General features: G+C 74.0%; 11 protein-coding genes. 3 read left to right on the top strand and 8 right to left on the bottom strand.

Annotation, left to right across the window (positions count from 1 at the left end; all coding sequences use genetic code 11):
• Positions 1-34 precede the first annotated feature (34 nt).
• On the bottom strand, positions 35-994 hold the full coding sequence (locus WME75_RS22470; RefSeq protein ID WP_437494366.1) for a serine/threonine-protein kinase: 960 nt from the start codon (positions 992-994) through the stop codon (positions 35-37).
• 420 nt (positions 995-1414) lie between these two features.
• On the opposite strand from WME75_RS22470, the gene WME75_RS22475 reads away from it, so the two are divergent.
• Positions 1415-1969: an exonuclease domain-containing protein gene (locus WME75_RS22475; RefSeq protein ID WP_437494368.1), complete on the top strand. Its 555-nt coding sequence runs from the start codon at positions 1415-1417 to the stop codon at positions 1967-1969.
• A gap of 42 nt (positions 1970-2011) precedes the next feature.
• On the opposite strand, the gene WME75_RS22480 is transcribed toward WME75_RS22475, so the two are convergent.
• On the bottom strand, positions 2012-4465 hold the full coding sequence (locus WME75_RS22480; protein ID WP_437494370.1) for a hypothetical protein: 2454 nt from the start codon (positions 4463-4465) through the stop codon (positions 2012-2014).
• Positions 4466-4498: 33 nt separating this feature from the next.
• Entirely contained in the window at positions 4499-6448 is a 1950-nt protein-coding gene (locus WME75_RS22485) for a hypothetical protein (RefSeq protein WP_437494372.1), read from the bottom strand.
• 141 nt (positions 6449-6589) lie between these two features.
• On the opposite strand from WME75_RS22485, the gene WME75_RS22490 reads away from it, so the two are divergent.
• Positions 6590-7282 (top strand): HAD family hydrolase, encoded by a 693-nt coding sequence (locus WME75_RS22490; RefSeq protein ID WP_437494374.1) that lies wholly within the window; start codon positions 6590-6592, stop codon positions 7280-7282.
• A 37-nt stretch (positions 7283-7319) separates the two neighbouring features.
• Here WME75_RS22490 and WME75_RS22495 read toward each other — a convergent pair whose 3' ends face one another.
• From WME75_RS22495 to ileS, 4 genes are all read right to left on the bottom strand, one after another.
• Complete coding sequence (locus WME75_RS22495; protein WP_437494376.1) at positions 7320-8540, bottom strand: AAA family ATPase; 1221 nt, start codon at positions 8538-8540, stop codon at positions 7320-7322.
• 292 nt (positions 8541-8832) lie between these two features.
• A complete protein-coding gene (locus WME75_RS22500) occupies positions 8833-9081 on the bottom strand; it encodes a hypothetical protein (protein WP_437494378.1) in 249 nt (82 codons plus the stop codon).
• On the bottom strand, positions 9074-10300 hold the full coding sequence (locus tag WME75_RS22505; RefSeq protein ID WP_437494380.1) for an AAA family ATPase: 1227 nt from the start codon (positions 10298-10300) through the stop codon (positions 9074-9076). Before WME75_RS22505 ends, WME75_RS22500 begins: the two co-directional genes overlap by 8 nt.
• A gap of 34 nt (positions 10301-10334) precedes the next feature.
• Positions 10335-14249 (bottom strand): isoleucine--tRNA ligase, encoded by a 3915-nt coding sequence (gene ileS, locus WME75_RS22510; protein ID WP_437494382.1) that lies wholly within the window; start codon positions 14247-14249, stop codon positions 10335-10337.
• A gap of 98 nt (positions 14250-14347) precedes the next feature.
• Here ileS and WME75_RS22515 point away from each other — a divergent pair, with 98 nt between their 5' ends.
• Positions 14348-14941: a Uma2 family endonuclease gene (locus WME75_RS22515; RefSeq protein ID WP_437494384.1), complete on the top strand. Its 594-nt coding sequence runs from the start codon at positions 14348-14350 to the stop codon at positions 14939-14941.
• A gap of 36 nt (positions 14942-14977) precedes the next feature.
• Here the strand turns inward: WME75_RS22515 and WME75_RS22520 are convergent, their stop codons facing one another.
• Positions 14978-15595, bottom strand: coding sequence for a thiamine phosphate synthase (locus WME75_RS22520; protein WP_437494386.1), 618 nt, complete (start codon positions 15593-15595; stop codon positions 14978-14980).
• Positions 15596-15617: the final 22 nt, after the last annotated feature.

Consider the following 15617-nt stretch of genomic DNA (forward strand, 5'->3'; position numbering starts at 1 on the left):
TGGAAGGGACCGCGGACGCGCCGCGCGCGCGGGGCTACACCTGAATGGCGGCGAGCGCGTCGCGCATCGCCGAGGCGCCGGCGAAGCGATTGTCGGGGTGCTTGGACAGCGCGCGGGAGAGCACCTCGTCGAGCGCGCGCGGGAGTTCGCGGCGCTCCCGCCGGAGGGGCACGGGCGCGGAGCGCACGATCGCGACGAGCACGTCGAGATCGCCCCGGCCGCGGAAGGGGAGCTTGCCCGAGAGGGCGTAGTAGATGAGCAGCGCGGCGGCGAAGAGGTCGCTCCGCTCGGTGATGGCGCGGCTGCGCATCGCCTGCTCCGGCGACATGAACCGCAGGGTGCCCACGAGCGACCCGGGGCTGTCGGGCGTCATGCCGTCGCCCGTGTCGACGCCCGGCTCGTGCGCGAAGCCGAGATCGATGAGCTTGACCGTCGGCGCTCCCTCCCCTGCCCCGGCGCCCGGCGCCCCGGGGACGAGCAGGATGTTGCCCGGCTGGAGGTCGCGGTGGACGACCTTCGCCTCGTGCATGGCCGCGAGGCCGGCGAGGATCTGGTCCGCGAGGGCGAGCGCGCGGCCCAGCGGCAGGGGGCCGTTGCGCCGCACCTCCTCGCTCAGGGTGACGCCGCCGAAGAGCGGCATCAGGAAGAACGGGCGCCCGTCCGCGAGGCGCCCCTCGCCGAGCACAGGGCAGACGTTCGGGTGGTCGATGCGACGGGCAAGCCGGACCTCGCGGGCGAACCGGCTCTCGATACCCGCGTCCCCCGCATGCACGCGCCGGAGCACCTTGAGCGCGACCGGCTCCCCCGTCGCGACGCGACGGGCCGCGTAGACCGCGCCCATACCCCCCTCGGCGATGAGCCGCTCGATGTGCAGTCCGTGCTCTGTACGGCCGACGAGCGGATCGACCGCCGCGGCCCCACATGCTGCCGGGAGCCCCGCCGCCGCGCCGGCCGCCGCCGCCCCGCCGCGCGCCGCGGGGTGCGCCTTCGCCACCCCCCGGTCGCGGCCCGCGTGGCGGACGATCCCGGAACGAGGAGGCAGCCGTCGCTCCGAGGCGGGACCGGGATCCTCGGCGGCAGGTTCGGGGAGCGCCTCAGCGAACCCGGACCTGTCCCTGGCTGAACCGGAAGAGCAACGGAGCGGGGAACCAGGAGCCACGTAGAGAACCTCGTCAGAAATTACCTGACGAGTGTCCATGGACCAGGCCCTCCAAGCAAGGGGATTGGGCACCGAAACGACTGAACCGCTGTAGGTGCTCTGCCGGCTTATGTCCCGTATCTACTCAGTTTTTACCCGGACAAAGCGAACCGCCCGAGGCGTTTTTGGCTTGTCGGGAAAATCCCGAAAGAATTTGCGTCCCGATCGCCGTTACAATGAAAGCGTACTCATTACTACATGTAGGGACGATGACGGATGGCGAAGCGTCTTGATCTCATCCTCGTGATCGACGTGGAATCGACCTGCTGGGACGGCGACCCGCCGCGGGGCGAGGAGAACGAGATCATCGAGATCGGCGTGTGCACGCTCGAGGTCGCGTCGGGCCGGCGGCGCGACCGGCGGTCGATCCTTGTGCGCCCCGAGCGCTCGCGCGTGAGCCCGTTCTGTACGGCGCTGACGACGCTGACGCAGGCGGACGTCGAGGCGGGCGTCTCGTTCAGGGAGGCGTGCGCGCTGCTGCGGGGCGAGCTCAAGGCGCAGGATCGCCTCTGGGCGAGCTACGGCGACTACGACCGGCGCATGTTCGAGCGGCAGTGCCAGGCGTCCGGCGTGCCCTTCCCGTTCGGGCCGAGCCACCTCAACGTGAAGAGCCTGTTCGCGGTGACGCACGCGCTGTCGCGCGAGGTGGGCATGGCCGAGGCCCTGGAGCGCGTGGGCCTGCCGCTCGCGGGCACGCACCACCGGGGCACCGACGACGCGTACAACATCGCGGGCCTGCTCGCGCACCTTCTCCTGGCCGCGCGGCGGTGAGGCTCCTGGCCGCGCGGCGGTGAGGCCGGGCGCGCCGCGCGCTCACGCGACCGGCGCCGCCTCGGGCACGTCGGGCTGCGCCCCCGCGGCGCCCCGGGCCGGCTGCGCGCTTTGGGCGACGGCGGCGGCGTCGGCGGCGCTCGACGGCCCCCGCTCGTCGTCGCCCACGGCGGTCGCCCCGGCCGCTGCGGGCGGCACGGCCGCCGCGGCGAGGAGGTACACGAGGCCCGCGCCGAGCAGCAGGGCGCTGTAGCCGAGGTGCATCGCGCACAGGGCGCCGAGGGCCAGCGCCGTCGCGCCGGCGAGGGCGCAGAGCGACCAGCACCAGGGGAGCAGCGCCGGCGTGATCGAGGCCACGAGCTTGACCCCGAGCGGCGCGAGCGAGCCCGCGAGCAGGCCGAACGGCACGAGGATCGCGACGGCGAGGAGCGCGCGCGGGATGGACCCGAGCCCGAGGCTCCACCGCGCGAGCGGGACGAGCCCCACCGCGGCGAGCGCCGCGGCGACGACGAGCGCCTCCGCCACCCGCGCGGAGGCCCGCGTCGCGGCGCCCGGCGCCACGCGGGCGGTGAGCAGCCCGCCCACGCCGGCGGAGACGAGGAGGATCGCGAGGACGGCCGGGAGCTCGTGCGCAGGCAGCTCGAGCAGGAGGAGCCCGTGGCGGAAGACGGCGAGCTCGACGAGCGCGAAGCCCGCGCCGATCGCGGCGAAGAAGAAGAGCGCGCGGGCGCGCGGCGGCGGGGGCGCGGAGCCGGGCCCCCCAACGTCGCGCGCCGCGGCGCCGCGCCGGAGGCGGCCGACGCGCGCGGCGAGCACCGGGAGCAGCGCCGCGAGCGCGAAGAGGCCCGCGCCGACGGCGAGCAGCGCCGCGAGCGCGAAGAGGCCCGCGTGCTCGGCGCGGAGGGCCCCGAGGTCGCCGAGCACCGCGGGCAGGCGGCGCGCCGGGACGGTGTACGAGAAGAACGGCCTGTCGTCGGTGGGCGTGGGCGGCGTGAGATCGGCCCCCGCGCCGGGCGCGCGCGCCCCGGCGGCCGCGACGAGGAGCCCGCGGCTCGGCGTACCTGGGCGGTCGGGGGCGAACGCCTCCGAGAACTTGTGCCGGCGGCAGTGGCGGCGCAGCGCCTCGACGTCCTGGCGCGCGAGCGGCGTGCGCCGCGCGAGGAGCGCGGTCCTGTGCGCGGCGGTGCACGCGAAGAGGTGGTCCCTCGGCTCGGCCACGCCCGCGCGGCGCAGCGCCGCGGCCGTGAGGGCGAGCAGGCGATCGAAGTCGACGTCCGCGCGGCTCAGGACCAGCGTGCCCTCGGGCAGGAGACGCGAGAGGAAGTCCCCGACGCCCTCGACCGTGTGGAGCCGGCTCTCCGACAGCGCGAGCGCGCCGGTCGTCGACGCCTCGGCGGTCTCGGCCGACGGGATCACGATGTTCCGGAAGAGCAGCGGCGTGCGCCGGGCGAAGCTCCGCCCGTCGCCCAGCACGAGGTGGACCTCGGGCTTGTCGAACAGGTGGCCGTTGAACGCGGCGTACCGCCCGCGCATCACCTCGACGACGCCGCGGTCTCCCTCGACGGCGACCACGTGCTTCTGCCCGGCCTTCAGCGCGGCGCGCACGTCGCGCCCGCCTCCGGCGCCGACGACGAGCGCCGGGCCCTGGTCCTTGTGGAGCGCGTACGCCATGTCCTCGGGCTGGGGCGGGGGCGACGTCTTCGCGTCGAGGATCGGGCTCTGCGCGGCGCTGCCGAGCCGCATCATCGCCGTGCCGGCCCTCGGGCGGTCGACCGTGATCAGCGAGCGCTCGCTCCAGGCCTCGTGCTCGGTCCGGTCGGGCGCGCCCCGGCGGAGGCCGGCGAGCCGGAGCCACGGGGCGCCGAGGTCGCCGGCGAGGAGCACGAAGCCGCCGAGCACGAAGGTGGCGACGAGGCCCCCCGACGCCCGCTGCTCGCCCTCGCGGCAGCGCGACCCGAGATAGAAGAAGACGCCCGCCACCGCGAAGAAGATCGCCGCCGCGAGCGCGGCGCGGGGCGCGCCTGCGCGGATCGCGACGGCCGCCGCGAGCCCGCCGAGGGCGCCGCCGGCGAGATCGAGCAGGTAGAGGCGGGGCATCTCGGACGCGGCGTGCCGGATCGCGGCCGCGAGCGCGAGGCCGGCGAGCGCGAACGGGACGGTGGACGCGGCGTAGAGCAGCGCGTGCCACGGGAGCGACCCCGACGCGGGCCCGCGCTGCGCGAGCAGGATGATCGCGGCGAGCGTCGCGCCCGACGCGAGCGAGGAGAGGGCCGCCATGCGGGCGAAGAGGGCGGGCGGGCGGACGAGCGACGGGGCGAGGTAGAGCAGCGCGCCGCCCGCGCCCGCGCCGACGAGCGGCAGCGCGAGCGCGACGAACGCGTGGGGCTCGCCGAACAGCGCCGCGCAGATCCGCGTGAGCGAGATCTCGAGCAGGACCGTGGCGCACGCGAGGGCTGCGACGCCGCTGAAGAGGCCGCTCCGCTGGGAGACCCGCATGGGCCCGCTCCTACCACAGCGTCGAGCGGTCGCTCACCTCTCTCGACCGAGCGGGGCGAGCGGCCACGGCGCGAGCAAGGGCACGGGGCCGCTCGGCCGGAACCCAGGCGCGCCGGGAGGGCTCACCGCCGCGGCCCCCGCAGGAGCGGCCTCCACGCTTCGCGGCGCGGGCCCGCCCGGGCGCGGCGCCGGCGGCGCGCCGCTCTGCGGGCCCTGGCGCGGGTCCGCCGCGCCGCTCTGGCGAATCGCGCGCGCGCACTCGTCGACCGTGAGGCGGCGCGGCCCGTAGGCGGAGGCGTTGGCCGCGTCGGCGTCCATCAGCCGGGTCGGGGTGTCGATCCCGAAATCGTCCGGGTGCCCCGGCTCGTCGAGCAGCACGTGGCCGAGCTCGTGCGACAGCGCGAACGAGGCGCGATCCGCGCGCAGGCCGGCGCGATCCTCGATGATCGTGTTCCGAATCGCCCCCCCGTCGGCGAAGATGAACGACTCGCCGATGCGCCCGCCGCCGGCGAAGCTCGGGACCATCACGACGTCGACGGTCGCGGGGTCGCCGTCGTCGAACGCCTTGATGAGCGCGCGCTCCTCGACGGTGCCGGCGATGGCGTCCGTGTCGGTGAAGTGCTGCAGGCCGTCCTCGAGCTCCACGGCGCCGATGCACGCCGTGAGCGTGGCGTCGGTGCTCAGCGCGCCCGACGCCGGCGGCTCGATCGTCGCGAGCGCGCCGCCGGGGCGCCGCACGAGCACGTCGGTGGTCCCGTACGCGCCCGCGCCGATGACCGGGTTGTCGGAGAGGCGCACCGAGAACCCCGCGGCGCCGATCGCCGCGGCGACGGCGCGGGCCGCGGCGCCGGGGCGCATGCGAGGCCGGATCGCCGCGGTCACCTCGTGGCCGTCGACGCGCACCCGGATCGCGCCGCCGCTCGCCGGGAGGCCGTGGTCGCAGCCGATCGCGAGCAGGTGCGGCCGCGGGGGATCGACGAAGGTGATGTCGAGCGCCTCCAGCGGGCCGAAGCTCACGCCGCACGCGCCCCAGAGGGCGTTCGCGCGCTCGACCTCCGCCCGCGCGATGGCGATGGCGCCCGCGTCGTCCCCGCCCATCGGCGGCGGCCCGCCGGCGCGCGGCCGCACCATGAGGATGCGGAGGCGCGCGCGCGTGCGCCCGAGGGGCCCGAGCGGCGAGGCGCGCGGGCCGGCGACGCGGATCATCTGGAGCTTCGGCCCCCCGGGCACGGCGACGACGAGCGCCCCGCCGACCTCGCCCTTCACGGAGCGATCGGCGATCATCGGGTGGTTGCGATCGATGTCGTCGGCGACCGCCCGGAGGGGGCGCGTCGAGCCGCACACGAGGCCCGGCGCGACGTCCGGGGGGCACGGGACGTGGCCGAGCGGCACGCTGGACAGCCGATCGATCGCCTTGCCGGACGGCGCCGCGGAGTGGACGTCGAGGGTGAGCGGCAGGTCGTCGGGCGCGCCGATGACGAGCAGCCGGATCGCGTCGGGATCGTCGAGGTCCCCGAGCGGGTCGTCGCCGAGCCGGTCCGGGGGCGTGCGCTGGAGCGAGGCGTGGGACCGCGCCATGTCGATGCGCCTCCCGGCGCCGTCGATGGCGCGGACCTCGAACGCGCTGATCGTCCGCGTCGCGCCGAAGAGGACGACCTCGCTCCGCCCCGCCCGGACCGCCTGGATCTCGACGCGGCGCGCGCTCGCGGGGATCGCGCCGCCCGGCTGGACGGGGCTGCCGTCGACGAGGAGCCGCAGGCCGGCGGGGATCGCGGCGGGCGCCTGGCTCGCGCCGCGCGGCGCGCGCAGCGCGAGCAGCTCCGGGGAGGGCGGCACGCGGGCCTGCGCGCCGTCGGGCACGCCGTCGGCGTCGTCGTCGTCCTGATCGACCACGACCACCGCGGGCCCGGCGTCCGCGGCGGAGCGCTGCGGCCCGAGGAGTGCGCCGAGGAAGACCGAGAGTGCCGTCAGCCGGCCGTTCATGGATCGCATCGCCTTGTCCGCTCGCCCTCCTCGACCAGTCTATCGCGCCTTCGTCCGGGCGCCGCTCGGGCCCGCGCGGCGGCCGCGCCGTCGGGAGCCCTCCGATGGCGGTGCGTCCGGCCCTGCGCCACGTGTCGCGCCATGGTCAGCGTCAGCGCCGTCATTTTCGGTGTCGACGGCACGATCCTCGACACCGTGGATCTGCACGCGGTCGCCTGGCAGCAGGCCTTCGGGCGGTTCGGCCGGGAGGTCTCGCGGGAGAAGCTGCGGAGCCACGTCGGCAAGGGCGCGGACCAGCTGCTGCCGGTGTTCCTTTCGCCCGAGGAGATCGGCTGGATCGGCGCGGGGATCGCGTCGCTGCACGACCGGATCTACGAGCGCGAGCTCCTCCCGGGGGCGCGCGTCTTCCCGAAGGTGCGCGAGCTGTTCGAGCGCGTCGCGGGCGACGGGCGCCGGATCGTCCTCGCCTCGTCGCTGCCGCGCCGCGAGCTCGACGCGAGCACCGAGCGCGCCGGGGTGGGCGACCTTGTCTCGTGGGCGGTGTCGGCGGACGACGCGGAGAGGTCGAAGCCGCGCCCTGACATCCTCGAGGCGGCGCTCGACCGGCTGGGCTGCGTCGATCCGCGCGAGGTGGTCCTCGTCGGCGACACGCCGTCCGACGCCGAGGCCGCGGCGAAGCTCGGCATCCTGACGGTGGGGCTGCTCTGCGGAGGCTTCCCCGAGATGGAGCTCGTCGAGGCGGGGTGCGCGGCGCTCTACCGCGACCCGGAGGACCTCCTCGCGCGGTACGACGCCTCGCCGCTCGCGCCGCGCAGGGAGCGGCTCGCGGGGTAGCGGCGCCGCGGGCGCGGACCACGGCGCGCGGGCGGGCTCACGGGACACGCGGCGGGTGCTCGGATCGCGCGGCCTGGGTGCGCTGGCGCTCCGCGGCGCCGAGCTGCTCGCGGAGCGCCTTCCGCTGCGACGCGTCCACGGGCGACGCGGTGGTCGAGCCGTCGCGGAGCTCCACCGAGTAGACGGACTCGGGCGGCAGGAGATCGAGGAGCGCGGGGCACTCGGTCGTGAGCAGGAGATGGCGCTGGGCGGAGGCGCCGCGCAGGTACTCGATCAGCGTCGGTAGCGCGCCGCGATCGACGCCCGCGTCGGGGTGCTCGAAGCCGGCGAGCACGAGCGGCGGCTCCTGCGAGAGCGCGGTGACCATGGCGGCCACCCTCAGCGTGGCGTCCGGCTCGTCCGCGGCGGCGCGCCAGCGCTCGCGGCCGCCTTCGTCGACGCCGTGGCGCAGCTCCGGGACGAGGAGCCCGCCGGACGAGGACGCGCGGGCGCCGTCGATGTCGCCGGTCACCTGCGCGAGGCTGGCGAGGAACGGTTCGCTCCAGCGCTCTTTCTCGAGCGCGCGGAGGACGGAGCCCCAGTTCTCGCCGCCCGCGCGGAGGCGGCGGGACGCGCTGATCTTCTGGGGCGAGCGGAGGGTGCGGGGCGCGAGGGAGTAGAGGACCGCGCGGCGCAGCTCGTCGAGCATCGGGGTGAGCGGTCCATCGGAGAGCAGCGGCAGGACGAGCCTGGCGCCGCTCACGGCGATGGGGGCGACCCCGCGGTAGGCGAGCGTGCCGCTGCGGCCCTTGTCCTTGCGCGAGAACCCCTTCGGGCTGCCCTTGAGCCGGTCGAAGGAGACCTCGGGCGGGTCGGTGCCGGCGTCGAAGACGTCGCGCAGGCCCGGCTTGACGAGCCGCGTGAGCGCGCTGCGCTGCCACCACGCGGCCGTCTCGCTCTTGACGCGCGGCACGCCGTCCCGGTCCCCCGGCGCGAGCTGCACGAGCCAGAACCCGTGGCCCTCGGTCCTGGAGACCGCGACGCCGAGGGTGGTGAGCGCGCCGTCCCCGCAAGGGCGCTGCAGCGCGCCGCCGCCGCGCCGGCTGGCCGCTGCCTGCTCGAGCGCCCCGTTCGCGCACTCGGCGAGGAACCGCACGGCGTCGAGCAGGCACCCCTTCCCTGCGCCGGGCGGACCGACGAGCGCGGTCAGCGCGCCCAGCGTGAGCTCGAGGCCGGCGCCGATGGTGCCGTAGTTGCTGACGTAGATGTGGGTGATCATCGCGGCACGGAGCCCCTCCTCCAGGCGACCGGCTCTCCCTCCTGCTCGCCGCGGAAAGATCCTGGCGTCTGGGCAGGCTGTCGCCCCGCTCGGGCCGGCACTAGGCGGCCCTCGGTACAGTCCTGAGAATCTCCGATGCGCCCCACCCCACGAGGATCATCGAACGCCTCGTCAGCGATGGCCGCAACAAGATCCTTGAAGTAAGGAGCGCCGCCCCGCGAAGCGGGGTGGCCGCGCGCGCAGGACAGTGAGGCTCGGTACGGAACCGCGACCGAGGCCGGAGGACCGCGCCCTAGGGTCGTGGAGGTGGGTAGACACCGAGAGCGCCGGGCGCGGCGAGAAACCGCAGCGCGTTCTCGAGCGTGCGGAACGACCTCGCCCCGGAGACGCGGAGCGCGCCGAAGTCGTTGAGCGCCTTGCCGCGCTTGGGGGCTCCCCAGACCGCGAGCGGCAGCCCGAGGTCGGCCCAGAGCCGGATGACCAGGTTCCTCGCCGCCTCGACCTCGCCGTGGCCCTCGACGACCAGGTAGGCCCTACCCATCTCCGGCGATCCCCTCGGGGTGGAGTCCTTCGGCGTGGAGGAGATCGCTGGTGGACATCAGGCGCTTGCGCACGAGGTCGCGCTGCCGCTCGTCCACGCGCGAGACGGTGGTCGCACCGCCTCGCCGCTCGACGACGCGAAGACTATCGACAGGCAGCAGATCCAGGAGATCAGGGCTGTGCGTCGTGAGGAGGATCTGGCTGCGGCGTGAGGCCTCGCTCAGAAAATCGAAGAGCACCGGAAGGGCGCCAGGGTGGACGGCAAGCTCCGGCTCCTCGACGCCGATGAGCGACAGCGGTGGCTCCTGGAAGAGAGCCGTGAGGATCGCCGCGACGCGCAGCGTCCCGTCCGACTCCTGCGCGGCACCGCGCCAGCGTCCGTCGCCCGACGCGTCGACGCCGTGGCGGAACTCTGGGATCAAGTACCCGCCGGCACGCACGACGCGGTAGTCGTCGACATCCCCGGCGATGCGACTCAAGGAACAAAGAAGCTCGCTACCCCAGCGTTCCTTGTCCAGCGAAGAGAGCGTCCAGGCCCAGTTCTCGCCGTTCGCCATCATCGGCTTCTCGGGATTCGGCGCACGCGGCGGGCGCAGCTCGTTCGGAAACAGCGAGTACATCGCCACCCGATTGAGCTCGTCTGCGAGCGGCCTCAGAGCCTCGTCCGAGACTTGAGGAAGCGCCAGCGCCGTGTGGGTGGGCGGGGAAAGCTGCCCGAGGAGGTCGCCGACCTTGCTGACATGAAGTCCTCCGAACCGAACAAAACCGGAGCCGTGCTGGCTCCTCAAGGCCTCCTGCAGATCGGGCACCTCCTCCAGGCGCAGCAATCTCTCCAGCTCCTGACCTGCCCAGGTGCCCGGTGCTCCCCCCTGCACCCACGCGGCTCGCTCGCTCTTCACTTCGAAACCGCCGTCGCCGCCTGCCGGCTGGAGCGTGAAGGCCCAGATACCCAGGCCGCCGTCAGTACATACCTCCGCACCGACGGTCAGCCCCAACGACGCCGTGTCGCCCTGATGCAGGAGCGATCCGAACCCCTGCCGCTGATGCATGGTCATCGCGAAGCCGAGCGGCGCTCGTAGACAATCGGCGAGGAATCGCACCGCGTCCACGATGTTGCTCTTCCCCGAGGCGTTCGGCCCGACGAGCGTCGTGAGATCCCCGAGCGGCAGCTCCACCTCGCCGATGCTGCGGTAGTTCCTGGCGAAGACCTTGGTGATCATGGCTGGCCCATGGCGAGGGCTCGTCTGCGCGCCCTCACGCCGTCCTCGCGAGCGCGATCGTGAGCGCCTCGCCGTCGACGCTGAGCTCGCGCCGCTCGGCTTGCCCCCACGCCGCGGGCGCCTCGCCGACCACGAGCTCTGCCGCGAGCGCCTCCTGCATGAGCATCTCGCGCGCCGCCGCGGCGACCTCGCGGGCCCGCTCGCTGCCGTCGATCGCGAGCCGGATCCGCTCGGTGAAGCCGAGGTCGAGCTCCTTGCGCAGACCCTGCACGCGCGAGAGGATCTCCCGGCCGAGCCCCTCGTCGCGGAGCGCGTCCGTGAGCGCCGTGTGCAGCACGACCACGCCCGCGCGGCCGCCGGCCGCGGCGAACCCCTCGCCCGCCTCGACGGCGACGTCGATCTCCTCGGGGCCGAGCTCGACCTGCTCGCCGTCGAGCGCGATCGCGATCTTGCCCTCGGTCGCGAGCGCCGCGCGCAGCGCCGACGCGTCGGCCTTCGCGAGGACCTGCTTCGCGAGCTGCACCTTCTTGCCGAGCTTCGGCCCGAGCGCGCGGAAGTTCGGCTTGAGCACGTAACGGACCGCGCTCCCCTCCTGGCCGGGCTTCAGGAAGCGCACCTCGTGGACGTTGAGCTCCTCGGCGATGAGCGGCACGTGCTCGGCGAGCGCCGCCGCGAGGCCCTGCTGCGACAGCACGATGTCCGCGCGCGCGAGCGGCTGCCGCACCTTGAGCTTGTTCGCCGTGCGCACCTGCAGGCCGAGCGAGACGAGCTCGCGCACGGCGCGCATCTCGATCGCGAGCGGCTCGTCCACCGCGGCGGCGTCCGCCTCCGGGAAGGCCACGAGGTGCACGCTCGCGGGCTGCGACGCAGGCCACGGCCGCCGCACGAGGTTCTGGTACACGGCGTCGGCGAGGAACGGCGTGAACGGCGCGCTCAGCTTGGCGATCGCGACGAGCACCTCGTACAGCGTGAAGTACGCGTCGCGCTTGTCCTGGGCCGCGCGCACGGCGCCCGGCGCGACGTCCAGCAGATCAGCCGGAGAGGACGGCGAACGCCGATCCTCGACGCACGTCGGGGACGGGGCCCAGAAGCGCGCGCGGCTCCGGCGGACGTACCAGTTCGAGAGCGCGTCCACGAGATCGACGAGCCGCTGCGCGGCCTCGTACAGCCGGTACTCGTCGAGGTGCGCCGTCACCTCCCGCGTCGAGAGCGCGAGCTCCGAGAGGATCCACCGGTCGAGGAGCGACCGCTCCTTCGCCGGCCGGTAGCCGGCGCTCGCCGCGAGCGCCGCGGGCGACGTGTCCCTCGCCTCGGGGTTCCCCTCGGCGGGCGAGAAGCCGTCGATGTTCGCGTAGATGGTGAAGAACGAGGTGACGTTCCGGAGCTTGACCGCGAACTCCTTCTGGTACGCGCGCACGTTCGTCAGCGAGTGGCGCGTGTTCGTCCACGGCGGGGAGGACGCGTAGAAGAACCAGCGGAACGCGTCGGCCCCGGGCGCGGGCGTCGTCGGGTCCTCGATGGTGACGCGCTCGGGCTGAGCGAGCCGCGGCACGTCGTTCGGCATCACGGAGAGCGCGTCGCTCCTCGGCGTGAGGCCGAGGCGATCGAGATCGCCAGGGGAGAGCGCGACGATACGGCGCGGCAGGCGCTTGTTGCCCGTCGTCGGCCTGAGCTCCAGCGTCATCGCGGAGCCCTCGCGATCGGCTCGGTAGACCTTCACCTTCGCCGAGTCGCCCGTCAGGTCGAGCCCCTCGTAGTCTTCACGCGCGATGTAGGCGACTCCATCCTTCATCGCGCCGATGCCAGCCTCCGCGCCGACAGCCGCGGCGAACTCCATCCGGACGCGCTCGAGGATGACCTCGGGCGGCGTGTAGTTGCCCTTCGACTTGCTCTCCTTCTTGCCCTCGCGGTCGCAGACGTGCCCCAGCACGGCGCACGTCCTGTACGGGTGCGGGTAGGTCCGGATCCGCGACAGCCCGAGCTTCTCCTGCGTCGCCTCGTCGAAGACCAGCGTCGAGACCATCAGCAGCGAGTAGAACCAGCCCCGCGTCTGGTCGATCGCCTCGCTGATGAAGTCCGCCGGGAACGCGCGATCGAACAGCTCCTTCGAGCCCGGCGCGTGCGGGTAGCCCCACTGCGCGAACGGCATGCTCCCGCTGTCGAACCACGCGTCGATGACCTCGGTCACGCGCCGCATCTCGCCGCCGCACGTCGGACACGGGAAGGTCACCCGGTCGATCCACGGCTTGTGGACGATGAGGTGGTCGTTCAGGCTCGGGTCGGCCTTCTTCGCCTCGTGGAAGTGGTCGAAGGCGCGCGGGTTCAGCGCCTCGATCTCGGCGACCGACGCCGGGGCGAGCTGGTGCTCCTCGCTGTTCGCGCAGACCCAGACGTTGAGCGGCGTCCCCCAGTACCGCTCGCGCGAGAGCGCCCAGTCGACGTTGTTGGCGAGGAAGTCGCCGAAGCGGCCCTCCTGGATGTGGGGCGGGAGCCAGTGGATCGCGCGGTTGTTGGCGATCGCCTTGTCGATGTTCTCGCGCGTCCTGATGTACCAGGCGGGCCGCGCGAGCTGGATCAGCGGGTCGTCGTCCGCGCGCCAGCAGAACGGGTACTCGTGCCGGTACTTCTCGTCGTGGACGAGCAGCCCGCGGGCCGCGAGATCCTTGAGGATGAGCGGATCGGCGTCCTTCACCCAGAGGCCCGAGAACGGCGTGAGCCCCGGCTCGAAGGTGCCGTCCGGCCGGACCGCGCACAGCATCGGGACGTCGCCCGCGACGCCCGGCTCGGCGAGATCCGCGATGCGCCGCTTGTGCGCGTTGAAGTCGTCCTCGCCGAACGCGGGCGCGATGTGGACGATCCCGGTGCCCGAGTCGAGCGTGACGAAGTCCGCGCCGAGCACGACCCAGTAGAGCGGCTCGTCCTTGCCGTCCTTCCTCCGCAAGGTGGCGCCCTCGAGCGACCTCGCGAAGCTGTCGAACGGCGGGCGATATCGCTTGCCGATGAGCTCGCTCCCCTTGAGCTCACGGAGCACGGGCAGGTCGCGCTTGAACTTCTTCGCGAGCTCCTCGCGCAGCGCCGCGGCGACGATGAGCTTCCTCGCCACCGGCGCCGCCCCGCCGCCAGCGTCCGCCGGCGCCCCGGCGTCCACGACGACGTAGTCGAACTCGGGCCGCACGGCGGCGTAGCCGTTCGAGGGCAAGGTCCACGGGGTGGTCGTCCAGGCGCAGAGCGCTGTGTCGGGCTCGTCGACGAGCGGGAACGCCACGAACACGCTCGGGTCGTCGACGGTCTTGTAGTTCGAGCCGACCTCGGCCGCGCTGAGCGCCGTGCCGCCCTGGGCCCACCACCAGCACACGCGGTGGCCGCGGTAGAGCAGCCCCTTCCTGTGCAGCTGCGAGAGGGCCCACCAGACGCTCTCGACGTAGCTCCGGTGGTAGGTGACGTAGGCGCTGTCGAGGTCGACCCAGAAGCCGATCTTGTCGGTCAGGCTCTCCCACGCCTCGGTGTACCGGAAGACCGAGTCGACGCAGCGCGAGATGAACGGCTCGACGCCGTAGCGCTCGATGTCGGCCTTGCCGTGGATGCGCAGCTCCTTCTCGACCTCGACCTCGACCGGCAGCCCGTGCGTGTCCCAGCCGGCCTTCCGCGGGACGTCGTAGCCGCGCATCGTCTTGTAGCGGGGGAAGACGTCCTTCACGGCGCGCGTGAGCACGTGGCCGTTGTGCGGCATGCCGTTGGCGGTCGGCGGGCCCTCGTAGAAGACGAACGTGCCCCGGGAAGGGCCGGTGGCGCGGGTCTCGGCGCGGAGGGTCTTCTCGAAGATGCGGTGCTGCTTCCAGAACGCGAGGATCTTCGCCTCGTCCGCGGGGAAGTTCAGCTCGGTCGCCACCTTGTCGAACAGGGGCTCGTGCGGGCCGCCGGTCGGTTTCTTCGAGGACGCTTCGGACATGGCCCGGCCTAGTAGCAAGGCAGATTGCCAGCGTCGAGGGATGCGCTGGGGCCGGCGCAGAGGCGCCCGACGAACGGCAGGGGTGCTAGGATCGGACGATGAGCGCGCAGCACCCGTTATTTCCAGGCAATGCGCCCGCGGTCGAGGCCGCGTTCCAGGCCGTGCCGGACGAGATGGTCGCCGAGATCCTCGACGGGGAGCTGTACACGTTCCCGCGGCCCGCGCGGCCGCACACGCGGACGGCGTCGCGTTTGAACGTGAGCCTCGGGGGTCCGTTCGATCTGGGTGCTGGTGGACCAGGAGGCTGGGTCATCCTCGTCGAGCCCGAGCTCCACCTCGGGCCGAGGCCCGACAAGGTCGTCCCCGATCTCGCCGGCTGGCGCCGCGAGCGCATGCCCGACGCGCTCGGCCCCGAGGAGGCGCCGGCGCACTACGACATCGCGCCCGACTGGGTGTGCGAGGTGATCTCCCCGCGCACCGAGCGCGTCGACCGCGGCAAGAAGATGCGGATCTACCGGCGCGAAGGGGTGCGCCACGCGTGGCTGATCAACCCGGTCGCGCAGACGCTCGAGGTGTACCGGCTCGACGACGGACGGTGGTCACTGCTCGATACCCACGAGGGTGACGAGGCCGTGCGAGCCGAGCCGTTCGAGGCGATCGAGCTACCGCTCGCCGCGCTCTGGGCGCGGTAAGTCGCCGCCGGGCGGGGCCGGGCGCGGCGGCGCAGCTCACCCCGCGCGCGGCGCCGGCAGCGCGCCGTCGAAGTCGGCGCGGATGGCGGCCACCCCGTCCGCGCCCGCCGCGAGGCAGGCCGGCGCCGAGGCCGCGTCCACGCCGCCGAGGGCGATGAGCCCGACGCCTCGCGGCGCCGCCGAGAGGCGGGCCCGCGCCTCGCCCAGCGCGGTCAGCCCGAGGGGCGGGCCCTTGCCGGGCGTCGCGAAGATCGGCGAGAGCACCGCGGCGTCTGCCCCGGCCTCCGCCGCGCGGAGCACCTCGTCCACGCTGTGGCACGCGACCGAGACGAAGACGCCGGCGCCGAGCAGGGCGCGCGCGTCGGCCACCGCGACCGAGCGGCGGCCGAGGTGCACGCCGTCCGCGCCCAGAAGGAGCGCGAGATCCAGGCGATCGTTGACGAGGAACGAGGCGCCGATCGCGGCGGTGGCGTCGCGCAGGCGCCGGCCGAGCGCGTGGAGCGCCGCGCCGGAGAGCTCGGGGTCGCGGAGCTGCACCGCCACGCGGGCGCGGGCCTCGGCCGGCAGGGCGCCGAAGGCCGAGAGCCGCGCGAGCAGGACCGGCTCCGGTACGTCCGCCGTCTGGGCGATCAGGGTCAACCGCGGGGTGAGCATGGCCTTCCTCCAGCGCGAAAGC

This window comes from Sorangium sp. So ce1014, assembly GCF_051521505.1.
Classification (GTDB): Bacteria; Myxococcota_A; Polyangia; order Polyangiales; family Polyangiaceae; genus Sorangium.